21 protein-coding genes and 2 tRNA genes are annotated in these 23,021 nt (G+C 46.4%); 8 read left to right on the top strand and 15 right to left on the bottom strand.

Translation table 11 applies throughout. The features are described from left to right. Positions 1–78: 78 nt before the first annotated feature. From ACGTIC_RS13450 to ACGTIC_RS13460, 3 genes are all read right to left on the bottom strand, one after another. On the bottom strand, positions 79–630 hold the full coding sequence (locus tag ACGTIC_RS13450; RefSeq protein ID WP_292016920.1) for a hypothetical protein: 552 nt from the start codon (positions 628–630) through the stop codon (positions 79–81). 499 nt (positions 631–1,129) lie between these two features. Further along, positions 1,130–1,205: transfer RNA gene (locus tag ACGTIC_RS13455), tRNA-Ala, on the bottom strand. Between the two features lie 81 nt (positions 1,206–1,286). Beyond that, the gene (locus tag ACGTIC_RS13460) at positions 1,287–2,852 is read right to left on the bottom strand and encodes a tetratricopeptide repeat protein (RefSeq protein ID WP_162816288.1); all 1,566 of its coding nucleotides are present in this window, start codon (positions 2,850–2,852) and stop codon (positions 1,287–1,289) included. Positions 2,853–3,013: 161 nt separating this feature from the next. On the opposite strand from ACGTIC_RS13460, the gene ACGTIC_RS13465 reads away from it, so the two are divergent. From ACGTIC_RS13465 to ACGTIC_RS13485, 5 genes are all read left to right on the top strand, one after another. Next, positions 3,014–3,090: transfer RNA gene (locus ACGTIC_RS13465), tRNA-Val, on the top strand. 314 nt (positions 3,091–3,404) lie between these two features. Next, on the top strand, positions 3,405–3,605 hold the full coding sequence (locus ACGTIC_RS13470; RefSeq protein WP_113856323.1) for a hypothetical protein: 201 nt from the start codon (positions 3,405–3,407) through the stop codon (positions 3,603–3,605). A 204-nt stretch (positions 3,606–3,809) separates the two neighbouring features. Next, on the top strand, positions 3,810–3,980 hold the full coding sequence (locus ACGTIC_RS13475) for a hypothetical protein (RefSeq protein ID WP_154662685.1): 171 nt from the start codon (positions 3,810–3,812) through the stop codon (positions 3,978–3,980). A 142-nt stretch (positions 3,981–4,122) separates the two neighbouring features. Next, positions 4,123–5,025, top strand: coding sequence for a mechanosensitive ion channel family protein (locus ACGTIC_RS13480; protein WP_059075631.1), 903 nt, complete (start codon positions 4,123–4,125; stop codon positions 5,023–5,025). 20 nt (positions 5,026–5,045) lie between these two features. Beyond that, entirely contained in the window at positions 5,046–6,440 is a 1,395-nt protein-coding gene (locus ACGTIC_RS13485) for a GDSL-type esterase/lipase family protein (protein ID WP_113856324.1), read from the top strand. Positions 6,441–6,523: 83 nt separating this feature from the next. Here ACGTIC_RS13485 and ACGTIC_RS13490 read toward each other — a convergent pair whose 3' ends face one another. The 5 genes from ACGTIC_RS13490 to ACGTIC_RS13510 are packed head-to-tail and all read right to left on the bottom strand — an operon-like array spanning position 6,524 to position 10,916. Next, entirely contained in the window at positions 6,524–7,027 is a 504-nt protein-coding gene (locus ACGTIC_RS13490; protein WP_075581551.1) for a hypothetical protein, read from the bottom strand. Positions 7,028–7,045: 18 nt separating this feature from the next. Then, positions 7,046–8,659 carry an AAA family ATPase gene (locus tag ACGTIC_RS13495; RefSeq protein WP_113856325.1) on the bottom strand — a complete coding sequence of 538 codons (1,614 nt, stop codon included), beginning with the start codon at positions 8,657–8,659 and terminating at the stop codon, positions 7,046–7,048. Between the two features lie 5 nt (positions 8,660–8,664). After that, complete coding sequence (locus tag ACGTIC_RS13500; RefSeq protein WP_075581553.1) at positions 8,665–9,102, bottom strand: hypothetical protein; 438 nt, start codon at positions 9,100–9,102, stop codon at positions 8,665–8,667. Next, complete coding sequence (locus tag ACGTIC_RS13505) at positions 9,099–9,314, bottom strand: hypothetical protein (protein ID WP_059075626.1); 216 nt, start codon at positions 9,312–9,314, stop codon at positions 9,099–9,101. Before ACGTIC_RS13505 ends, ACGTIC_RS13500 begins: the two co-directional genes overlap by 4 nt. A gap of 12 nt (positions 9,315–9,326) precedes the next feature. Further along, positions 9,327–10,916, bottom strand: coding sequence for a hypothetical protein (locus ACGTIC_RS13510; RefSeq protein ID WP_113856326.1), 1,590 nt, complete (start codon positions 10,914–10,916; stop codon positions 9,327–9,329). Positions 10,917–11,150: 234 nt separating this feature from the next. Here ACGTIC_RS13510 and ACGTIC_RS13515 point away from each other — a divergent pair, with 234 nt between their 5' ends. Next, entirely contained in the window at positions 11,151–12,431 is a 1,281-nt protein-coding gene (locus tag ACGTIC_RS13515; RefSeq protein ID WP_113856581.1) for a nucleobase:cation symporter-2 family protein, read from the top strand. A 94-nt stretch (positions 12,432–12,525) separates the two neighbouring features. Here the strand turns inward: ACGTIC_RS13515 and ACGTIC_RS13520 are convergent, their stop codons facing one another. Both ACGTIC_RS13520 and ACGTIC_RS13525 read right to left on the bottom strand, forming a co-directional pair. After that, positions 12,526–13,686, bottom strand: a complete 1,161-nt coding sequence (locus tag ACGTIC_RS13520) for a pyridoxal phosphate-dependent aminotransferase (RefSeq protein WP_257536557.1) — start codon at positions 13,684–13,686, stop codon at positions 12,526–12,528. Between the two features lie 143 nt (positions 13,687–13,829). Beyond that, a complete protein-coding gene (locus ACGTIC_RS13525) occupies positions 13,830–15,293 on the bottom strand; it encodes a sodium:alanine symporter family protein (protein ID WP_257536558.1) in 1,464 nt (487 codons plus the stop codon). Positions 15,294–15,794: 501 nt separating this feature from the next. Between ACGTIC_RS13525 and ACGTIC_RS13530 the strand changes: the two genes are divergently transcribed. Both ACGTIC_RS13530 and ACGTIC_RS13535 read left to right on the top strand, forming a co-directional pair. After that, positions 15,795–16,700 carry a LysR family transcriptional regulator gene (locus tag ACGTIC_RS13530; protein ID WP_113856328.1) on the top strand — a complete coding sequence of 302 codons (906 nt, stop codon included), beginning with the start codon at positions 15,795–15,797 and terminating at the stop codon, positions 16,698–16,700. 280 nt (positions 16,701–16,980) lie between these two features. Continuing rightward, positions 16,981–18,342, top strand: coding sequence for an ATP-binding protein (locus ACGTIC_RS13535; protein ID WP_059075620.1), 1,362 nt, complete (start codon positions 16,981–16,983; stop codon positions 18,340–18,342). Here ACGTIC_RS13535 and ACGTIC_RS13540 read toward each other — a convergent pair. The 5 genes from ACGTIC_RS13540 to ACGTIC_RS13560 form a co-directional block, all read right to left on the bottom strand. Further along, positions 18,310–18,390, bottom strand: a complete 81-nt coding sequence (locus tag ACGTIC_RS13540) for a hypothetical protein (RefSeq protein WP_113856329.1) — start codon at positions 18,388–18,390, stop codon at positions 18,310–18,312. The two genes, ACGTIC_RS13535 and ACGTIC_RS13540, sit on opposite strands and share 33 nt — an antisense overlap. Before the next feature lie 360 nt (positions 18,391–18,750). Then, entirely contained in the window at positions 18,751–19,503 is a 753-nt protein-coding gene (locus ACGTIC_RS13545; protein WP_113856330.1) for an acetoacetate decarboxylase, read from the bottom strand. A gap of 25 nt (positions 19,504–19,528) precedes the next feature. After that, positions 19,529–20,905, bottom strand: a complete 1,377-nt coding sequence (locus ACGTIC_RS13550; RefSeq protein WP_113856331.1) for a short-chain fatty acid transporter — start codon at positions 20,903–20,905, stop codon at positions 19,529–19,531. A gap of 105 nt (positions 20,906–21,010) precedes the next feature. Next, complete coding sequence (locus tag ACGTIC_RS13555; RefSeq protein ID WP_394522366.1) at positions 21,011–21,970, bottom strand: 3-hydroxyacyl-CoA dehydrogenase family protein; 960 nt, start codon at positions 21,968–21,970, stop codon at positions 21,011–21,013. After that, positions 21,960–22,820, bottom strand: coding sequence for a 3-keto-5-aminohexanoate cleavage protein (locus ACGTIC_RS13560; protein ID WP_113856333.1), 861 nt, complete (start codon positions 22,818–22,820; stop codon positions 21,960–21,962). The genes ACGTIC_RS13555 and ACGTIC_RS13560 overlap by 11 nt, the downstream gene beginning before the upstream one ends. Positions 22,821–23,021 lie beyond the last annotated feature (201 nt).

Genomic DNA, 23,021 nt, shown 5'->3' on the forward strand with positions numbered 1-23,021 from the left:
TATAGCAACAAAATAAGTATTTTTTACCAGAGTACCAGAATCCAATATAGAATTTATCGATATTCGAAATTGATAACATCATTTAAAGCGTAAAATCTTATATTTCAGCCCATTAAACAAAATGACATCATCAACATGTGCCTGGATACAAGCCTTTGCAAATGTTGTAGGATGACCTGTGCCTGGTTTTTCCAAATAAAAAACTTTTTGAATGCTATCGCCATTATTGGAAATTTCTAAAACGACCACTGATTTACACCCTGTCCAATTTTTTTTATTGATGTGAGAATTGATTATTGGCTGGCTTGTCTTTTTCTGTTTTTTCTTTTTTTTATTTTTATTTTTATCATTCTTGTTCCATACAGGCATAGTAGTAATGTTTTTCTGTATCAACATTTGTTGAGGAATCTTATATGTTTTTTCAGAAACGGGCTTTCCGTATTCATAGTAGCCACAATAACCTGGATTGCATCCGACTGAAAAATCAGGAGCAGCCACATTACAACAACACTTTTTATCCATATCATAAAATTTACATGTTTTTTTTCTACGTCCCGGAGTATACATATTAGGATCATATTCAATATGCCAATTTCCTTCCAACTTTCCTTTAGGGTGTCGATTGCTCATAAAATTTCACTTCGCTTCTTTGTTGATTTCCGCATTTCTTTCTAAATACATTCGTCAAAGCATAGGAAAATTCCTGCAATCCGGATAATCAGCATCCAGGTTAGAACGCTTTGCCCGTTCAAAAAGTAAAAAACGCTACACCATGTGAAATGTAAAACTAGGAATTTTTCATCCACAGTCCATCCGGAATACTATTATTTCAGCCGGTAATAACGGGAACGTTTTCCCAGCCCTTTTCTCTTCAGTTTACCAGAAGCTATCAGCTTTCGCAAAGCCTCTTCTATCGAACTGACACTAAGCGATAGACAAAGTTCCCAGCTATCCTGTTAGGTAAAACGACCGATTTTGTTCTGTACAGTCTGTCTTATGAAGCAACCAATGCTTCATAAGACAAATCCTTACCCCATGTTTCCCTTTTCATACCCCCACAGCCTTATGCGTACGCAAACAAAAAAAATAGCCACGCGGCTCATAAACCGCGTGGCTATCGTATTCTGTATGGTGGAGATAAGGAGGATCGAACTCCTGACCTCTTGCATGCCATGCAAGCGCTCTCCCAGCTGAGCTATACCCCCATGTCGTGACTACAAGGGAGATTATAGCATTTACTGATTTTCTTGTCAAGGCAAATTTTGAATCCGCCGGGAACTTCCCGTTCAGTCTTTCCAGTCTTCTGACAGGGTCGGAAGGGAAACAGGCTCATTCATTCCGCGTCCGTTTCTTTTTTCTATCTTCATACCTAATTCCTGCCGTATCTGGTTCCGGAGGTCGTTCCAATTGGCCCAGTACTGGCGCTTTTCTCCTTCCAGAGCCTTGGTAATATCGGCCAGGGCCGTCCTGTTTTTGTGGCTTTTCCATTCACACCAGGCCTTCTGGGCATAGAGCTGGCTGCGAAAGGCCTGCTGCAGAGATCCGTGTCCCTCTGTATCCAGATACTGCAATGCTTTCCCCAGGCAGGAAGCCGCTTCTTCATATCGTCCGGCCTGTATGAGCAGCAGGGCATAGTCCGTATTTCCTCTGGCCAGATTCGTATCCTTGTCCAGCCAGGCTGCATAGCGGGCCAGCCCTTCTTGTACTTTTCCACCATAGATAGAAAGCCAGCTGGCGTAATAGGCTTGTTCCCGGGCCGGGATATACGTCCGGTCGGCTTGTTCCAGCCAGTGAGCCGCTTCCAGAGGCCGCCCCTGATTATATTCCAGCAAGGCCAGATTCCAGCAGAGCCCCGCATCATGAGGCGACAGCAAAACGGCTTTTTTTAATTCATCCCGAGCTTTTCGTTCATTTCCCTGCAGGAGCCAATTATACGCCCGCAGCGCATGAAGGTGGGCATTATCCGGTTTCAATCGCAACGCTTCCTCGCAGGCGGCAGCTGCCCGTACATAGTCCTGCTGTTGGTCCGCCCAGGCGGCTTCCATGACTGGGCGATACAGCACCGGATCCTGTGCTGCCTGATTGGCCGCTCCATAGGTCAGGTCTTTCAATATACCATCCCGCCACACGGTGGCAACCTGCACCATTTTCGGCCAGGCTTCAGGCAGATGCAGTTCTTTATGCATTTCCTGCCGTTGAATTCTTTCTATCAGAAGGTGTTCCTGCCGTTCCCCTGCATCCGCCGGAAGGGGCGTAGTCATGACTTCTTTCAGCATATGTTCCAGGACCTGGTTTCCCATTCCCCAGGTATTCATGGCATACCGGACATAGCCGTCGCGATCGATAAAAATCAATTGCTCCATCCGGCCCAGTTTGCTATATGAGGCCTGGTCGGTATAGAGTTTGGGTAAAGAAATATCCCAGTCCCGCAGTTCCTGAAAACGGGACTGATTGGGCGTGGCCGTAAAAACGATGTAGAAATCGGCCCGCCCTTTGTATTTCTTCTGCATTTCCTGCACAAATTGCAATTTCTTATCCAGCTGGATGCTGTGAGGAATGGACTGTGCCATGTACAATAATGCAGCCCGATGATTCTGTCCGATATTCGACACCGTCTTTTGTGTTCCCATATCATACAGCGCCACAGACGGCATCCGGTCTCCCGGTCGGACGCCACTTTCCATCGCTTTTCCAGACTGCCAGTGTACTGTCCCAGATGAACTCATACCGATACGTTGTCTGGCAGCTGGTGTCTCTGTCTGCGTTCCCGCCTCCGTGGCAGCACACAGGCTTCCCACATACAGCGCCAATGTCACCGTCAGTATCGTCATTCTGATTGACCATTTCCCCACGTTTCTCATCTCCCCTGAATCATGCAGATACTATTTTATATGATATTCAGAGTATACCATAATCACTTAAACTATGGCTATATGTTATTCGTATCCCTTATTTTTTTCACAGTGAGACTTGAAAAATCATGGTAAACGATTATAATATAACTATGTTTCACGGGATTATAGCTCAGCTGGTTAGAGCGCTACGCTCACATCGTAGAGGTCGAGGGTTCGAGTCCCCCTAATCCCACCATAAGAATAAATATGCAGCTTCTGTCAAAAGGCAGGAGCTGTTTTTTTATATCCTCATTCAGGGCCTGTTATACTATAACACATCTTTTTACTGATATTAATAGTAATTTGCATGTATTCTTATCCTGTTCTCTGTTCTAATATGCCATTTTATCATTCGCTTTGAGTCTTTATTAAAAATTTTCTGATATGAATAACTGTATCGGGTGCTATGAGGATTTCCATCTTTATTTTTTTCTGTTCATACTGTATCATATGTCTTGCACACAAGAGATGTGCCTGTATAAATTCTCAATAAGAAAGAGGTAACCAACCATGAAAACCGTAAAATGGACACATAGCATCGCCGTATTAGCTCTCGTTATCGCCGCTGGATTCGCTTTTGCCAATGGCAATGTACAAGCTACTGCCAGCACCCAGGCTGCCAAGGCAGCGGTTCATCAGGCCTCGCCCGTTGTCACCAACGGCTTTGCCAATTCATATGCCCAGAGCACTCATCACACCAGCCTCTACTAAGAATCCGTGCGTTTCAACCCAAAAAAGCTGCTCCTAGGCAGCTTTTTTGGGTTGAAACGCACGGGGAGACGGCTCTGTAGCCGGGCAAGATCATGCACAGAAGCTATGTAAATTATAGCCATATTATATTTTATTTTCATGAAAAAGTATTGTACAATACAATCACTCAAAGGGTTATTGTATTTATAAAGGAGCTAATTCATCATGAAAAGCGTAAAAGTCTGTGTTATTGCCTGCATCATTGCCGTTGCCGCTGTCGCTGGTACTGCTTTTGCCAACTATGGCAATGCTACAAATGAAAATTTCAGCAGCCAGGTCGTATATAACTACACGGCCTATGGCAAAATGATTACAGAAGCTGCATTGAATAGATAAGAAACACTTTTGTGAGTAAAGGGACGCCAATTCAGGATTACTGATGGCGTCCCTTTTTCGTGCTCATCTGTACAAGGAAGCATAAAACGTCTACAATAAGGATATCTGCCATATTTCTTCATGACAGGAAGGAGCGTTTATCATGAGTTTAGCCGCAAATACCGCTGATACGGCCCAGACTGCAGCCTCTGCCGTAAAGGCAGATGTGCAGAACCAGGTCACCCAGAGTGTCTCCGCTCTGGATCAGTTAAAAGAATTTTTATTGAACCACGGTCCCGATGTCATCTATGCCATCATCATCTTTATTATTGGCCGCTATATCGCCAAAGGATTCAAAAACGTAGCCATCCGTATGATGACCCATGCCAATTACGATCATACGGTCATTACCTTTGTCAGCCAGATGATTTATTATGCCATCATGGCTCTGGTCATCCTTTCGGCTCTCAATAAAGCGGGAATCCCGACCAATTCGTTTTTAGCTGCATTTGGTGCCTTCGGTCTCGCCGTTGGTCTGGCCTTGCAGAATAATCTGTCCAATTTTGCTTCTGGCCTGCTCATCCTGATTTTCAAGCCGTTCAAAGCCGGTGACTGGGTATCGATTGGCGGCGTCGAAGGCAGTATCAAAGGAATCCAGATGCTAAATACGGCCGTTATCACCAAAGACAACAAAACCGTATTCATTCCCAATTCTATCATCACCTCCAATCAGGTCATCAATAGTTCCTATCAGGATGAACGGTATATTTCTTTCTTGTTCGACATCGGCTACGACAATGATCACCATAAAGCGATCGCTATCCTGAAAGACATTTTCCAATCAGACAAGCGGATTCTAAACGCCGATACGATGGAAATCGGCATCAAGGAATTTGCTGACAATTCCGTGCGTATCGCCGCGTATCCTAAAGTAGCCAATGCCGATTATCTGCCCGTATTCTATGATACCATGTCCCGTGTCAAAGACGCCTTTGATGCCGGTGGCATCGATATTCCCTTCCCACAGCGCGTCGTCTATGTGCGGGAAGAAAAGAAAGAAAATTAGTATATAAAAAGAGGTATATTATGTCTGTATTCCGCACAGTATCTGTCTTTATCCTGATTGCCCTTTCCTGTACCCCGGCACTGGCCCGTACGCCGGCAACTCCCGTGAATGCATCCCATGCCACGCGGACCGCAGTCCATGCCAAAGCGGCTGCATCCGAGCTTCCCATGGTTCAGGGCATTCCCCTTGACCAGGTCCGGGAATTGTATGATCAGGAGCCGCCCCATATTCTATCTCATTACACGGAAGAACAACCGGCTTCCCTGCGGCCAGTCCTGCGTTGGGACAAAGTAAAAGGAGCCGTATCCTATGAAGTAGAAATCACGCCGCCTCAGATGCCTTCTCAGACGATACGTCATATTTTCGTTCCCGGATATAATGCCGTTCTCCCGGCCAATACGCAAAAAGGGACGGCAACCTGGCGCGTCCGTGCCCTTGATTTCGACTACAATCCTATCACAGCCTATTCACCGGAAGAACCGATGTACGTAGACCCGCAGCAGCAGCCTGCGCTCTACCCTCATCCGCTCAGCAAATTTAACACGGGGAATGGTGCAACACTGCTTTATCCAGTATACAACTGGGTTCCCGTGACCGGGGCCGCATCCTATAAAGTAGAAATTCTCACATCCCCCGACGTAATGCCGGATCAGGATGCACCGGACAATCTGGTTATGGGCCGCGGCACATCTCATTGGTTCGACTGGTATGACGACAGCCCCCGTATGTCCACCCAGACTTTGTACTGGCGCGTCCGTGCTTACACCAAAGACAACCAGCCTCTGGGCGTATTCTGCCCGCCCCAGCCAATGATGATTAATCCGGATAAACCGTATATTATAGGCACACTGGGTGACAGCATTACCCACGGCGGCGGAGACCTGTCCTATTCACCATCAGACTGGGAATTCAGTTATCAGCATTACCTCGATTTTGATACCATTAACCTGGGAGAAAGCGGCGATACCAGTGAGATGACACGGGAACGCTTTGAAAAGGATGTCCTTCCCTTTCATCTGAAATACCTGATCATTATGACCGGCAGCAACAGTCTTCGCGGCTGGACCAGTGTCGACGATGTCATCAGCGACCTGGCTGCTATTAAAGAGAAATGCCTCGACCACGACATTCAGCCCATTTTCCTAACGCTGCCACCCATCAATCCGGCCAATATCAAAAAAGCCTTTGACGAACCGACAGCGGAAGACTGGCGGGAACGTTTTCAGAAGGTCAATGCATGGATACGCCAGCAGCCCCATATCGACCTAGCTGCCAAAATCCCGGAAGACCAGGAATTACCGACTGCACTGGGTATCGATGGCATCCATCTGAACAGTACGGGCAAACAGCTCATGGCCGAAGCCATCAATGAACAATGGGCTTCGGTGACAGGAGAAACTCAAGAAACTCGATAAAAACAACGAACCGGCTTTTTTCTATACATATCATGTACGGAAAAAAGCCGGTTTGTCATGCAATATCCACGGAATAATCAGAGTTATGCCTCATCCATGATGACGGCCACCGAACCATCTTCGCTTATGGCACGGCAGGCATTTTCATAGACTTCGACAAATGCATAATTACCGTGCAGGGCCAGTCCTCTGGCCTTTTCCATATATTCCGGCAGCGATTCGCCCCGCTTGTAATGTTCGATGATGTCCCCCGTTAAATCCAGCGTATGGACTTCATAGGGATCACCCAGGTAACACCGGGATACGATGCCAATCAGCGTGCCCCGGATGGCGATTTCCGGAAATTCCTCTTCTATGATTTTCATAAATTTATCGAGCAATTCCGGGCTGAGATGAGCGCCTCCGGCATCGAGCCGGCGCAGTGCTTCACAGTATTCCCGTGAGCGTGGCCTGCGCAGCAGGAGAGCCAGTTTTCCCGTATCCATCTGCATTTTTCCCCGCTGGCGGCGCGGTGCCACCGAAAGCCGCGTATGGTTTTCGGTTTTCGTATCGGCCTGCGTCCGGGGACGCAAAATAAAACGTGCCATTCCTATCATCTCCTTACGTTAGTGGCGTGTCAGGACGCGCCGTACATGGAGACGGTCCGCCTGTGGCAGTGTTTCTTCTCCGATTGGACGGCCAGAAGCCGGAACGGCCCGTTCTCTGCCCCAATCGCGGATAGCTTCGATTTTCTCCGGACTGGTTTTCGACAGGGGAACGACATTTTCAAAGGTCGAAATCACATCGTCATCGCTCAGTTTCCCGTTTTCATCAGCCAGGCGGTGATAGGCCAGTTCCCGGACAGTAGATTCCAGATCAGCACCGGTAAACCCATCGCTCAGTTCCACCAGCTTATCGGCAAATTCCGGAACAGCAGCCAGCCGGGCATGGAGATATCTGGCAAAATAGAGCGCCAGGATTTCCCTGCGCTCTTCCGCTGTCGGCAAATCGACAAAAAAGAGTTCATCAAACCGGCCGCGGCGCAGCAATTCACTGGGAAGCATGGAAACGTCATTGGCCGTAGCTACGACAAAGACCTGTTTCTTGCATTCCTGCAGCCAGAACAAAAACTGCCCCACCATGCGGGTCGATACGCCTCCATCATTGGACGAGCCGGCGCCGGAAAGGCCTTTTTCGATTTCGTCGATCCAGAGGATACACGGCGACACATTTTCCGCCGTCGTGAGCGCATCTTTCAGCTGCTGTTCCGACTGACCCACATAGCTGCCCTGGACCGTAGCGAAATCGAGGCGGTACAAGGGTAACTGCCAATTTGCTGAAATAGACTTGGCCGACATAGATTTGCCGCAGCCGGGTACCCCGACGAGGAGAATGCCCCGTGGCGGCTGCAGATGAAGCTGGCGCATCTGTTCCCGTTTTTCCGGCCGCAGCAGCTCTTTCTTTTCATCGAGCCAGTTGCGCAGCCCCTGAAGGCCTCCGACGTTTTTCATATCGGGATCGACATCAATTTTTTCCAGGCCGGAAATATTGGAAAAAAGGCGGTTTTTGGCAGACCGCACTTCGGCCATGTCTTCATTGCGTATCTGTCCATTGGCGACGAGAGCGGCCATGACATTTTCTGCTTCAATCTGGGTGACGCCAGCCAGCGTTGCCGCCGCGTCACGCATTTCCTCTTCGCCCCATTCGATAGGCATTTCCTGACGGTAATCGTCGATGAACCGCTTGATGATGTCATACATTTCTTCTTCCCCAGGAAGGTCCAGACTGATGATGAGGCCATGGCGCTGCAGCGTGTTCCAGACGGGTTTATTGGTCAGGACGATCAGGCAGGTACCGTGTTCGACTGCCAGATTGACTACATCGAGGAGGCGTTGGGCATCGGACGTATCACTGCTGATATCCGAAACTTCGGTCAGTACCAGCGTCTGATTGTCCCGGTGCTGGGTCCGCATCATATCAGCCGCGAAATCAAGCGCTGACACAAAAGATACCGCACCTTCATCGACCGCATCACCGGTGCGGATATCGTAAATGCCGCGGGAAAAGGTATGGACGAAGAAACTGCCCTCTTCTATCATCGTATCCTTTACCATTTCTTCGGCTACATCCCGCAGAATCCCCAGAATACGGCTGCGTTCGATCGTATTCACGACAATCAGGGGAATACGGGCAATGAGGTACCGTTTCAATTGCTTTTTACATTCACTTTTATTACTCATTTCGTTTATCTGCTCCCTTTATTCCGGCGCCGCAAAAGTACGTCCAGTTCACCACTCGGGTCCTGCCGGGCCGACTCTTCAAGGGCGTCGTCCATATCCTGGCGTGTTTTCTGCAATTCGTCCTGCAGCATCTGCTTTTCTTTTTCGGGCAGACACCGCATCTGACTGGCCTGAAACAGCAAATCGAGATCCCGGTCCAGTTGTTTCAAAGCCTGTTCTATAGGAATTCCATCGTCCTGGGCCTTACGGAAACGTTCTCCTATATAGTCAAACCGGGCGTTAAAGGCTGCCATGAGGCGGCTGGCAAACCGGCCGGCAACAATATCACACCAATGGAGCCGTCCCTGCTGCATGGCCGGTATGGTTTCCTCATCATTCCGGCCGGCTGCAAATTCCTTCAGAACAGGGATCCATTCTGCATAAATACCTGGTACCCTGCTCATTCCCGATACCTCCGTACGACACCGCGGGGAGGGAGAAGATCCCAGTCCGGAAGTCCAGTGATACACTGGGAATGTACCGTTTTATCCCCTGCCGGCCTGCTCTGCGCCGGTTCAGCTAATTCCGATGCCGGCTGTGGTGTCTCTTCCTGCGGGCGCCTGATCTGTATATGCCTGCGCCCAGACGGACGCCTTACATCTTGTCCTGTTTCCATGGATAGTACCTCCTATATGCGGATCCGCCGCGCACTTTCCTGATTGCGGCGGACATAGTCCGATGCCGAAAGTCCATCGAGAAATGCATGCAAATCCTGCTGCCGTTCCATGCCTTTCGTATAGTAATCGTAGAAATCAGCCGTTTCGGCCATGCAGCGGCAGATGCAGTTTTCTTCTTCCCAGGCGTATTGTTTGAATTGTTTCTCCAGTTTCCGCCGTATGCCAAAGGTAGCATAGTATACTTTAAAGGACAGCCCTGCCAGAATCACTACGCAGGCGGTAATGAAGATATACTGATGGCTGGCATAGGCCGCCGTGATGGCGTTCATCAAAAAGGCCGTAATCCCCGCCAGGATTGCCGTCACAATCAGGCCCCCTATCGGACCGGCAAAGGCCATGCAAAGCAGGGCCACACCTGCCAGCAGCATAAAGGGATGATTATCCAGAACCCAGCCGCCGCCATAGTACAGAAGCGCCCCGCCACCGATGATGCAGAACAGCATGGCGACCACAGTCCATCCCGGCCGGTGCTTGCTAAGTTCTTCCTTCTGCCAGGCATCAATAATGGTATGCAGGGCCGAGAGATGATCCCGTTCATTTCTCCCATCTATGGAATAGAATGTCAGTTTATCCACATGGCCCTCATAGGACAGATTAGAAAAAAATTCAAAGGAATCGGGGAGTTTCTGGACCGTTTCCCCCTGCGCATCGTCAGCGGCGCTGCGGATCCAGTCTTTCGATGACGCTATCGCATACTGCCGCAGGGATATGACTGCCTTTTCTCCGTCATCGAGGCACCAGTCCGTAAGCCAGGAAATATACGGCTTATATACAGACGGCTGTTCTTCTTCAGAACGGTCGGCTTCAATGAATCGTTCCAATAAAACACTCTTGGCCTGTTCCTTTGCTACGGACGCTTCATCATCGTCCATGAGTTTCTGCAGGTCATCCAGCGCCTTCCCAGGCAGATGCGCTCCTTGCAGCAATTCTTCTACACTGGCCTTGGGAGCCTTTTTCAACAGTTTAAACTGTTCGTCTTCATTCAGAGTAACGGAACTGCGCTCCTTATCAAACCAGTCATGCCAGGTCTGGATCTGCTGCTGTATCAGCCGGGCATCCTGGCATTGCTCACTTTTCCAGTCATTCAGCCTGCCTTCTACATGGCGAGATCCGGACATGTTCATCAGCCCGTCGGTATACGCTTCCATACAGTACTGGAAATGCTCTGCCAGCGATGAACCATCCTGCTGTCCCAGATACCGTGCCAGCCAGACATCTGCCGCATGGTCCCGTTCTTCCCACAGGGAAAGGAGGAAAAAGAACAACGATGTCTTCTGGTCATCGGCCTGCAGTGCCCGTTGCAGAGCCTGCTGTGCTTTCACCCGGTCATCGGCAAGCCAGCAGATAAGTGCTGCCAATCCATATGCCATCCAGTAATCATCTGCCGAAACGAGCAGTTCTTCTGCTTTCTTTTGCAGCGTTTCTTTCGTCAACAGCCCTGTATCCATATTTTTCAGTATGCCCTGGGTCATTACCCGGACATCACGGCTGGACAATAATGCCGTCCGCGATGCGTACTCTGATTGTCCATATGCTGTCACACCTACGCGCCCCCTGAACTATGATATAACTATGTTATATTATACAAGATGTTCTTCTGCAAAAAAAGTGCCTTTCTCCCATTCGGTCTGCAATTTTCCCTGCCATTTCTATTCTTCATACTACAAAGGTGTCAAAATATGCTATAATGCTTATTATTCATTTTTAATTATTCCCATCGAGGTGAAACCATGGACTCTCACTCCACTTCTGCAACCATTCATCCTGTAGATGAAATGCTGCCATACGGCAAGCTCTTTGCGTTCGGTCTCCAACACGTCCTGGCCATGTATTCCGGAGCAGTTGCCGTACCGATTATCCTGGCACAGGCCATGCACCTGCCGCCGGAACAACTGATTCATCTGATCAACGCCGACCTTTTTACCTGCGGCATCGCCACCATTATTCAGACGCTGGGCTTCTGGAAAGTAGGTGCACGTATTCCCATGATTCAGGGTGTTACCTTCGCTGCCGTCACACCGATGTGCCTCATCGGTGTCCAGCACGGTCTGCCCGTCATGTATGGTGCCATCATCGCTGCCGGTCTGGTGACTTTTCTCATCGCTCCGTTTTTCAGCCGCTTCATCCGCTTTTTCCCGCCCGTCGTGACCGGTACAATCATCATGATCATCGGGATCACCCTCCTGCCTGTCTCCGTCATCTGGATTGGTGGCGGCGGCAATACCAGTGACCCCGCCTTTGCCGGTCCTATGAACCTGTTTCTTGCCTTTATCACCCTGGCTATTGTCATCGTGCTCTACCGCTATGGCAGGGGATTTGTCAGTAATATTGCCGTTCTTCTCGGTCTGATTGGCGGTACGATCATCGCTACTGTTCTGGGTCAGACGAATTTTGCCGAAGTCGGCCGCGCCAGCTGGGTCGGTATCGTCACTCCTTTTTCTTTCGGTTTCCCTGCCTTTGATATTGGCTCGATTTTATCGATGATTGTCGTCATGTTCGTCACCATGGTCGAAACGACCGGGGACTGCATTGCTATCGGGGAAATCGTCGATAAACCTATTGGCCGCAAAGATTTGGCCCGTTGTCTCCGCGCCGATGGCCTGTCTACGGTAATCGGAGGTATCTTCAACAGCTTCCCCTATACAGCGTTTGCCCAGAACGTCGGCCTTATCGCCCTGACCCGTGTCAAAAGCCGTTTTGTCGTCACCGCTTCCGGCATCATCCTCATCGGTCTTGGCCTGCTTCCCAAAATGGCCGCCATCGTCGCCTGTATCCCCAACTCCGTACTGGGCGGTGCCGGTATTGCCATGTTCGGCATGATCATCGCCAGCGGTGTCCGTTCCTTATCGAAAGTAAAATTTGAAGGCACTTCCAACCTGATGCTCGTCGCCATCAGCATCGGTGTCAGCATGATTACCCTTACCGTTCCCAATTTCTTCCACGCCTTCCCTTCCTGGTCCCAGATTGTTCTGCACAGTGGCATCACACTGGGCAGCATCACCGCCGTCGTCCTCAATATCATCTTTAACGGTATAGGTAAACAAGAGGAATCGTAATCTGCTTTTCGTTTCTCACAAAAGGAGCATTCTCTGACAGCTCGTTCTTCAGAGAATGCTCCTTTATGTCTATCCGTATACTGCGTGTCCCCTCTTACAGCGATTCAATAAATTCCCGGATTCGTTTTAGTCCTTCCCGGATATTGGCTTCACTCGTTGCGTAAGACAGGCGGATGAATCCTTCGCCATTGCTGCCAAATCCCGTTCCCGGAACGGTGACAACGTGTTTTTCATCAAGCAGCCGGTTGCTGAATTCTTCTGATGAAAGGCCGGTACCGGTAATATTGGGGAACATATAGAAAGCGCCTTTTGGTTCCCGGCAGGTAATCTTGCCGTGCATCATCGTATTCAGCCCTTCGAGCATCAACTGCCGCCGTGCCCGGTACTGTTCCAGCATATCCGCTACAGGCTGCTGACTTCCCGTGAGCGCTGCCAGAGCGGCCCGCTGCACCGGTTCGAAGACGCTGGATACGGCATTTTCCTGCATCTTTATCATGCCTTTGATGATTTCTTCATTAGCTACGGCAAACCCGATGCGCCACCCCGTCATGGCATAGGCTTTGGAGAAGCCATCGACGATGATGGTCCGTTCTTTCATGCCCGGGATTTCTGCTATGGATACGAATTCTTCGTCCGTATAGATAAGGCGGCGGTACATTTCATCGGTAATGACATACAGGTCATACTGTATCGCCAGCTGTGCAATAGCTTCCAAGTTTTCCCTTGTCGCCAGTCCACCTGTCGGGTTGGAAGGGAAGTTCATGAGGATAGCCTTTGTCTTCGGTGTAATCGCCTTTTTGATATCATCGGGATCAAACATGAAATCATTTTTTTCATATACATCGACCAACACAGGCTTGGCATACATTTCCGATACAAATCCGTTGTAATTTGCCCAGTAGGGATTGGATATGATGACTTCATCTCCCGGATCCAGAAGCGTCAGAACCGACAAAAGCAATGCTTCACAGCCGCCAACCGTAACAATGACATTATCCCGGCTGTACGCCATCCCCCGTGGCCCGTACGATGCCGCAATGGCATCGCGCAGTTCAGGAATCCCCGCATTGGGTGTATAAAAGGTCCGGCCGTCCTGTAAAGCCCGGACTCCCGCCTCAATGATGTGTTCCGGTGTGATAAAATCTGGTTCTCCAAAAGCAAAACTGATGACATTGTCGAGTCCGTAGGACTTACCAACCATGCGGCGGATTGCAGAGCCTTCCACACTGGAAATACGTTTGGCTAATGGTTTCATACAAATTCCCCCTGACACATAAATATATATTTTAAATTTTAATGATATGCATTAAATTCGCTCTATATTTTCCTGATTTTTGGTCAAATATAACGAGCACCGCGAAAACAGCTGTGCTCGTTAAAAATGTTAAGTTATGAATGTTATTTATGTTCTGCTTCTTTTTCTGCAGCCAGAGTGACTTCATCGCGCCAGATACCCAGGCGTGCCACGCAGTCAGCAGCCGATGCATCCCATTTTCCATCTTGGAGGCGCTGTTTGTAATCATCCACCAGAATCTTGACTTTGCCACTCAGGAGGAATACGACAATGAGGTTGCAGATGACACACGTACCATAGAAGAAGTCAAAGGTAGACCACAGGGTCTTTGCTGCGCCGATAGCTCCGACGACGGCCCAGGCACAACCGATGGCATAGTAAATCTTAATCCAGACGCCTTCCAGCCCCAGTGAATTGAGGCAGATGCCGCCATAATATACGTTGACAACACAGGTCGTAAAAGCAAAGAAGGTAATAATAACCGAAATAAATACAGCCCCGACGGCTACACTGCCAAAGGCAGAGGAAAAACCGGCTGTCGTAAGGGCAGCACCGGAAATACCCGTATTCCACAGGCCCGATGTCATGACGACCATAGCCGTCATAGTGCAGACGACGATGGTATCGAAGAACACTTCAAAAATTCCCCACAGACCCTGTTTGACCGGATGGTTGACCGATGCCGACGAATGAGCCAGAGGCGCTGTACCTGTACCGGCTTCGTTAGAATAAATACCACGGGCCAGGCCCCAGCGGACGGCCAGCATGACCGTGCTGCCAGCAAAGCCGCCGGTTGCAGCCGTACCAGTGAAAGCGTCTTCAAAAATCATGGCAAAGGCCGAAGGAATCATGCTGGCATTGACGATGATAACGAAGATAGCACCGATGATGTAGATGACAGCCATAAAGGGAACGACGAGATTGGCAAAGTTAGCTATACTCTTGAGACCACCCAGGAGTACTGCTGCCATGAGAATTGCAACAGTAATGCCGACGACATAGGGATTAATGGCAAAAGCCGTATTGACAGCATTAGAGATTTCCGCCGCCTGGATAGACGGGGCAAACATCATGCCCGCAGCCATGACAACTGCCCAGAGGACGGACAGCCAACGCCAATTTTTCCCGAGGGCATTCTTGACATACCAGGGAAAACCACCATGCCAGACCCCGCTTACAGGGTCTTTTTCACGATAAGCCAGTCCCAACGTAACTTCCGAGAACTTGACGATGAGGCCCAGCATGGCGATGAACCACATCCAGAAGACGGCACCAGGACCGCCCGTTGCAATAGCGACGGAAACGCCGGCGATATTGCCGACACCCAGTGTCGAAGCCAGAGCCGTACAGGCCGCCTTAAACGGCTTGATATTGCCGTCACCAGACCCTTTGTCAAAGATTTTGCCAAAGGTATTCTTCATGACATGGCCAAAAAAGGCAAACTGGAAAAAGCCGAGACGGATGGATAAGAAGACAGCTACAAAGGACGTGCCGATGAGCAGCGGCCAGCCCCAGACAAAGTCGGCATAAGCCATCATACCTTTTGCAATCAAACCAAAAAATTCCATACGCATTACACCCCCACAAAATATATAACTTCCCTCTGAAATAATATAAGGATAATATCAATGAGAGCATTATGATGGGGAAGTCAGAAACCATCCTGCTCTTTACATCCCTATCCATCATACCGAATCTATATTTGTTTTCCGAATGAACATCTGTCTATATTGTACAGACTGTACAGCCTGTTGTAAAATTCAAAATTCCGAAAAAAATATTATTAAAACTAGATATTCAGCTGTATCTTAAAAATATTAGGCATAAAATAACAAACTATCTCTATCTTTTTTAATAAAAATAGGATATATTAAGGAAAATCCTATTTTGAATCACGTATTATTTTTCGAATTGTATCTTTTATATATAATTTTTCATTTTTTCTATCCATTGTTCCATAAAATTTATAGAATAGTTTAAACATTTTTAGTTCAGATGATTTGTCAGTATACTTGCAGACGATTATAATAGTGGCGTACATTTTCCGTATCATAGGGGGGACTGTCATCATGACGAATCTGGAAATCGAAACGTTTCTAACTATTTGCTGGCATAAAAGCATTTCCAAGGCCGCTGAATCTTTATACATCAGCCAGTCCTCGCTGAGTACACGTCTGAAAAAACTGGAACAGGAAGTAGGCTGCCAGCTCGTCGCCCGACGCAACGGGACCCGTTCATTGGAACTGACTCCGGAAGGAGCGAAATTTTACGAATATGCCTGTCAGTACCGGGAACTGACCCGGCAGATGCTGGCCGTATCTCATAGCAAAGGGCCAGAACAGTTGCGTATTTCCGTCGTCAACAGTATCGGGGCGTTCCTGTTCCCTCCCGTTTACGGGCAATTTCTCCGTCAGTATCCCCAGTACCGGCTGGAAATACAGGAGGCCGATAATGTACCGGCCCTTGCCAACAAAAAAATGAACAGCGGCCTGGTAGACCTCATGTTTCACAGCGACATCCAGCCATCGGAAACGCTGCATATCTTTCCCGTCTTTAGTGAACCCATGGTGCTGATCTGCTCGACCGATTCGCCGTACCCCGAACTGGTAAACAGGGAAGAGCTCCTCATAGACAGGGAAATTTTCACAAAATGGAGCAATACCCAGTATGAATGGCACCAGAATATGTTCGGCCAGGATACCCGGCCGCTCGTCCATTTAGAAATCATGAGCAACTTCCGGATTTTCACATCCCAGCCCAATTGCTGGGCCATAGTCCCCCTGAGCGTTGCCGAAGGAATTGCCGACAACGCTTCCATCAAAATATGCCGGACTGAATTCAAAATACCCAAGCGTGTCACCTACTGTGTCGCTACCCAGGCAGCCCGGACCATGCCGAGTACCCAGGCCTTTCTGGCCTGTCTCCATGAAGAATTGGAAAAAAAGCCGCCCTATCAGCTGGATATCTTGTATTGATTTATGACAGGTCTATGCACGGTGAATTTCCAGATGGACACCCAAAATAAAACCACGCAGCAAAAGCAGATTTTATGCCAATCTATTTTGCTGCGTGGTTTTCTCATTCCCTCATGAAATGTGTGTACTACCCTTAATATTCGCTCATGAAATGTGTACTCCTTACCAAATATTCGCTCATAAAATGTGTGAAATCGTCTGATATTCGCTCATGTTTTGTTGCAGCCATTGCAGAATATCGGTATAATATACAGTAGGAATACAGGAAGGAGGCCGGTTTATGTTATATTTAGAACGTAAAATTGACACCTTTTTAATACATTGGAAGGAAACCAAAAACAAAAGCCCTCTTATTGTCAAGGGAGCCCGACAAGTAGGAAAAACAGAATCCATCCTTCGATTTGCCCGCCAACAATACGCCAGCGTTATTTATATCAATTTCGTAGAAGAACCAAAATATAAAACCATAACGGAAAATGGCTATAGCGCAAAAGAAATCATCAAAATGATTTCCCTTTTGGACCCATCCAAACGATTTATTCCCGGCAATACGGTCATCATTTTTGATGAATTACAGGAATTTCCAGACATTGCAACTTCCTTAAAATTTTTTAAGATAGATAACAGATTCGACGTAATCTGCAGTGGCTCCATGCTGGGAATACAATACAAAAAAATTGAAAGTAACAGCGTTGGATACAAAACAGATTATGAAATGCACTCTCTGGATTTTGAAGAGTTTCTCTGGGCCCGCGGTTATGATCATTCTATCCGCACCACACTGCTCAATCACATGGTCACGCAAACCCCATTCAGTCCAGGAATCTTATCTACCTTCTTTTCTCTTTTTATGGATTTCTGCATTCTGGGCGGTATGCCAGCCGTCGTACGGGATTACATTGCAAATCAGACATTTGAAGGCTCTTTGAATACACAAAGGCAATTATTAGCCGATTATAGGGAAGATGTCCGCAAATATGCCAGTGGTGTTGATCAGACCAGAATTTTAAATGTTTTCGAACATATACCCGTCCAATTGGCCAAGGACAATAAAAAATTTCAAATCTCCAAAGTAGCTCCCAACGCCCGTTTTAAGGACTATAGAGGATGCATAGAATGGCTGCATGACGCGGGTATTATAAATATATGCTACTGTTTGTCTTTTCCAGAACTCCCACTAAAAGGTAATTATGAAAGTACAAAATACAAAATTTATATGAAGGATACCGGCCTGCTCGTGGCCATGCTGGATGAAGAAGCCCAGGATGATTTAAGGGTAAATAAAAATCTGGGAGTGTATAAAGGCGCTCTATATGAAAATATCGTAGCCGAAGCTTTGGTAAAATCCGGCTACGATCTGTATTATTACAAAAAAGAGAACGCCACATTGGAAGAAGATTTCTTCGTCCGCACAAAAAACAGTCTTGTACCCGTAGAAGTAAAATCAACCAATAACAAATCAAAATCACTGCATACCCTGCTCAACAGCAGAACATATCCCGATATCCGGTTTGGCATAAAATTGATTCGCGGAAACATCGGTCATGCAGAACAAATTTTAACCTTTCCCTATTTCTGCACCTTCCTGCTCAAAGAATACTTACAAGCATCAGCTGGCAGTCCATCCACCATCGATGCATAAATCGGCACCAGTAATATAGCTGGCTTTTGATAGAGCCAGGAACAACACGGCGTCGGCAACTTTGTTTCACCGTATCAGCCACCAGATTCTTTATTTGCACCACCTTTCTGACATCACAAGCTAAGACATTGACCGTCATGCCAGCAGCCTTCAACTCATCGGCCAGCACCTGGTATTCATCGGGATGTCAACTGACAATCACACAACGCGCTCCCGCTTCACAAAACCTGCGTACAATCGATTCGCCAATCCTTTTGCTGCCACCAGTAACCACGACAATCTTTCCAGCAAACTCACCCATCCTGTCATTCTCCCTCATGTATAATAGTAAAAAAATTTTACACAAAGTTAAAAATAAAGCCACCAGTCTCATTTTCTGGCGGCTTTATTCATATTCATCGTAAAATATTATTTTAAATAGTCATATACTACGTGAGGCACAGCCAGTGTTACATTCGCTACAATATAACTGCAGGACACAATTTCCCTCACTGGTAAATCAGCAAGCGGGCAATTGACGTGATCAAACAGCTGCAACCGGGCATCTCCTGTCCAGGCTTCTAAAATTTCAACATCCTCCCTTTTAATAGCACATTCGGTCATTTCCGCGATTCTCAACGTCTTGTCATAGTTAGGATATAATTTTAACATATATGTAGGTGCCGTTAATTGGCGGATAGCCTCTTCTTCCGGTAATTTTTCATACTTATATGTCATGGTAGCATTGGCAATACGGAATTTATGATCTCTGCCATAATCTAAAGTACCTACGATAGTATTATTATCAAAATACAATTTAGGATATCCAATTTTCTTTGGATAAGCACTGATATTTTTTCCACCATCAATGGCTTCATAATTATCCAGATACATCATATGAAGATAATCGCCAACAACACCATTATACGATACAGGAATCGCTTGTCCCGATTCGGTATATACGCCAAATCCCGTAGCATCACTCATATACATAACTTCAAATCGCACCAATGAATCATCCAGTAATTCCAACGGTTCAGGAACAACTTTTTCTAATGCTTTACGATCCGTCCGATAGACAATATATAAATATCCGCGATTATTAAACCGATGTGGCACATTAGGTGAAGGACAAGCCACAATCGGTGTCGATAACTGTTTTAATACGTCTTCTTTTTTCACAATATCACCTCATACCAATTAAATGTTACCATCCCATTGGGAAAATAAGGAAGTATGCAGAACCTATTACAAATGCAAATATAAAGAGCATAAATGTAAAGGGCAGAATATCTTGGAACTTGATTTTAAAAGCTGCCAAATAGGCTAGCGCCCAGAACGGCTGTACCAGATTTGCAATCTGTGCGCCTGTCCCATATGCATTAATTACCTGCGGAACCGGTACACCTAATTGCTGAGCTGCTGGAATCAAATACGGAGCTTCAATAACAAATTTGGAACCGGCTGAAGGAACAAACCAGTCCATAATGGCAGTGTAAACCATGATAATCCACGGATAGGTACCCGGAGTAGCGATAGAAATAAAGAATTCCGTAATTGCTTCAGACAGTCCGGAATAGCTGATGACACCAAAAATGCCGGCATACATTGGGAATTGGATAACGACACCATAAATGGTGCTGGCCCCTTGTTTAACAGAATTAATAAAATCAGCAGCATTGTCATGCAGTAACAATCCAAGTCCGAAGAACAGAAAGTTGATAATATTCAAATTAATTTTGCCAACACCTTCAGTAATAAAAAAATTGATGATCCAGGCTAAAATCATAGCACCTACGATGAAGGTCAGAATACGGGAGTGTTCCATCCGTTCCGCTGGTGTCATGGCTTTCTTTTCTTGCGGTTCTTCTACGGTCTGTGTAAATTCTTCATACAATTCATCCGGTATTTCAACAGCATTTTCTTTCTTCGGTTTAATAAGCAGATAAATAACCGGCAGGCATATTAATTCAATGAACAAGAACGTCATCATAAAAGGTGACAAAGATGTCATGGTAATCGGAATGACCCCCATGACGTGTTCCAGGAAGTTTCCCGGCGTAGCGGAAAGCAATGGTGCTGCCTGAGAAATCCCATTAGCCATGATATTCATACTGGTGTATGCAACGGCAACAATGTAGGCATAATGGATTCCGGCACCTTTTTTCCGGATTGCGATTTCTTTGCCCATAACGATGGTAAGCATTAGGCCCATGCCCCAGTGAAGCCAGGAAATAACACCTGTAATCAGCGCAAAAGTGATAATCGTAGCCGTTGGTGTTTTAGGAATATCAATTAATTTGATAAGTACTTTTTTAATCGGTTTGGCATCAGAAATAACAAAGCCTGTAACCATCATAATACTCATCTGCATAGAGAATGTAAGAAGGGACCAGAATCCTTTAGCATAATCATCAACAAGCTGCCATGGGCCATGATCACCAAAGGCAAGGGCCAATCCAAAGACAATGAATGTCAGCAATAAAACAAATACCATAGAATCGGGAATCCATCGCAAACTCCAATTAACAAATTTATCCATAATGATGGCTTTTCGATCTGTGCCACTATTCGTATTGGTCATGCTATTCACCTCTTTCTAAAAAAGCAGGAAAAAGGCATAAGCCAAGACAGATGGCCTCGTTGCTTATGCCTTTTACTGCCGGACTAAGTACAGTAAGTATCTAATTTATTTGTTATAAAGCATTTTAATCAAATAAGCATTCAGATCGGCATTTTCTTTTTCAATAGAAGCCTGATCCCATTTGTAGAACCCTTCGCCAGATTTAAAGCCCATCTTGCCTTCATCTTTCATTTTCACCAGTAATGGAGACGGTTCTTTCGCATCACACAGATATTTCAAAATATAGGAATGAATATTATACGTCAAATCTGTACCAACCATATCGGAATTGACCAGAGGAGGCAATTGCGGAAGACGCAGGCCAAAACTATATTTAATTGCTTTATCTACTGTTTCTGCATCAGCAATCCCCTGTTCGACAATGTAAATCGCTTCACGCCATAATGCATGCTGCAATCTATTGGCTACAAAACCAGGAACATCTTTACGGCAGATAATCGGCTTCTTTCCTACACTGGATAAGATATCGTATACAGTCTGAGCGGTCTCATCGGACGAATCTTTAGCTTTGATAATTTCTACCAGTGGAATAAGAGTTGCTGGATTCCAAAAATGCGTTCCCACAAAGCGGGATTTATTCTTTACTTTAGCACTGATTTCTGTCGGACTCATGACAGAGGAATTAGTGCAGAAAATGGTATCTTCCCGGCAAAGTTCTTCTAAATTGGCAAAGACATTCTGCTTTAATTCCATATTTTCAAAGACTGCTTCTACGACAATATCAATGGTCTGACAAAAATCTTTCGTCAATTCCGGCACAAAGCTGATTCGTGCCATTTGTGCCGTTTTATCTTCTTCTGTAAGCACTCCTTTTGAAACAAAATCCGCTAAAGAAGCTTCAATTTTTTCCATCGTGCCATTATCTTTAATATCGTACAGATATACTGTATGTTCCGGATTACGGGCGTACACCTGTGCAATACCACGTCCCATTAAACCGGCGCCATAAATTAATACGTTTCGTTTCATATATCTCATCTTCTTTCCAACATAATTATTTTCCAAGTGCAATCTTCGTCTTGTTTTCTACGCCAAGTATTTCACGGGCTTCATCAGGTGTTGCAACTTCTTTACCTGCCAGATGAATCAGGTCTACAGCACGTTTGACAAATTCCACATTATTCTTAGCCAGAACACCTTTCTTCATCATGACATTATCTTCCATACCTACGCGAAGATGTCCACCCATAGCCAAGGTTGCAAGCATAATAGGCATCTGTCCATGACCGATACCGACAGCACCCCACGTCGCATCTTTTGGCAGAAGACTGTGCATCCATACAAGGTTATCCACAGTAGCATCAATACCACCTTTTACGCCCATGACAATCTGGAAATGAAGGGGACCCGGTTTCAGAAAACCACGTTTTTGTAAATCCAAAGCATTGTAAATCATACCCGGATCAAAAACTTCTATTTCTGGTTTGACATCATGTTTCTGCATTTCTGTTCCCAGTTTTTCCAAAAACTTCGGATGATTTTCAAAAATACCCGTCCGTTGCCAATTCATGGTACCGCAATCGAAGGAAGCTACTTCTGGATGAAGTACCTGGAACGGCTTCATGCGGACATCATCAGGCCAACCAGTACCGCCCGATGTAGTCAAATTGATTACGATATTGGAATGCGGACGAACAGCATCTACTACTTCTTTGAACTTATCAAAACTCATAGAAGCTTTATGTTCATCATCCCGGACATGAATATGGCAAATAGATGCGCCTGCTTCTGCACAAGCCAGAATATCTTCAGCAATTTCCGGCGGATCCAATGGTACAGCCGGATTATGTTTTTTGACAGGATAAGCACCAGTAGTAGCAATCGTAAGCATTACTTTGTTTGATAAATCAGACATATGAATTCCTCCTCAAAAATATGTAATAAATTTAATTTGTAATTTTGAAGAATACGATTGGCCAGTCTTCTCAATTCTTCTATGTAATCTCGATGATATATATGAAATTATTGTGCCATTTGTAAAATGCCTCCGTTGAGCTATTTTACAAAAAGTAAACCGTAAAATGCTATTTACACATTTTACGGTTGTAAAATAAAT

Source organism: Megasphaera hexanoica (genome assembly GCF_043520715.1).
GTDB classification, from domain to species: domain Bacteria; phylum Bacillota; class Negativicutes; order Veillonellales; family Megasphaeraceae; genus Megasphaera; species Megasphaera hexanoica.

What these genes read in the sequence shown, in the direction of transcription:
- ACGTIC_RS13560 (WP_113856333.1), bottom strand. Translation starts at nt 22,820, where the DNA reads ATGTCTGATTTATCAAACAAAGTAATGCTTACGATTGCTACTACTGGT.
- ACGTIC_RS13505 (WP_059075626.1), bottom strand. Translation starts at nt 9,314, where the DNA reads ATGGAAACAGGACAAGATGTAAGGCGTCCGTCTGGGCGCAGGCATATA.
- ACGTIC_RS13475 (WP_154662685.1), top strand. Translation starts at nt 3,810, where the DNA reads ATGAAAAGCGTAAAAGTCTGTGTTATTGCCTGCATCATTGCCGTTGCC.
- ACGTIC_RS13470 (WP_113856323.1), top strand. Translation starts at nt 3,405, where the DNA reads ATGAAAACCGTAAAATGGACACATAGCATCGCCGTATTAGCTCTCGTT.
- ACGTIC_RS13485 (WP_113856324.1), top strand. Translation starts at nt 5,046, where the DNA reads ATGTCTGTATTCCGCACAGTATCTGTCTTTATCCTGATTGCCCTTTCC.
- ACGTIC_RS13535 (WP_059075620.1), top strand. Translation starts at nt 16,981, where the DNA reads ATGTTATATTTAGAACGTAAAATTGACACCTTTTTAATACATTGGAAG.
- ACGTIC_RS13550 (WP_113856331.1), bottom strand. Translation starts at nt 20,905, where the DNA reads ATGACCAATACGAATAGTGGCACAGATCGAAAAGCCATCATTATGGAT.
- ACGTIC_RS13525 (WP_257536558.1), bottom strand. Translation starts at nt 15,293, where the DNA reads ATGGAATTTTTTGGTTTGATTGCAAAAGGTATGATGGCTTATGCCGAC.
- ACGTIC_RS13495 (WP_113856325.1), bottom strand. Translation starts at nt 8,659, where the DNA reads ATGAGTAATAAAAGTGAATGTAAAAAGCAATTGAAACGGTACCTCATT.
- ACGTIC_RS13530 (WP_113856328.1), top strand. Translation starts at nt 15,795, where the DNA reads ATGACGAATCTGGAAATCGAAACGTTTCTAACTATTTGCTGGCATAAA.
- ACGTIC_RS13500 (WP_075581553.1), bottom strand. Translation starts at nt 9,102, where the DNA reads ATGAGCAGGGTACCAGGTATTTATGCAGAATGGATCCCTGTTCTGAAG.
- ACGTIC_RS13515 (WP_113856581.1), top strand. Translation starts at nt 11,151, where the DNA reads ATGCTGCCATACGGCAAGCTCTTTGCGTTCGGTCTCCAACACGTCCTG.
- ACGTIC_RS13480 (WP_059075631.1), top strand. Translation starts at nt 4,123, where the DNA reads ATGAGTTTAGCCGCAAATACCGCTGATACGGCCCAGACTGCAGCCTCT.
- ACGTIC_RS13450 (WP_292016920.1), bottom strand. Translation starts at nt 630, where the DNA reads ATGAGCAATCGACACCCTAAAGGAAAGTTGGAAGGAAATTGGCATATT.
- ACGTIC_RS13520 (WP_257536557.1), bottom strand. Translation starts at nt 13,686, where the DNA reads ATGAAACCATTAGCCAAACGTATTTCCAGTGTGGAAGGCTCTGCAATC.
- ACGTIC_RS13490 (WP_075581551.1), bottom strand. Translation starts at nt 7,027, where the DNA reads ATGGCACGTTTTATTTTGCGTCCCCGGACGCAGGCCGATACGAAAACC.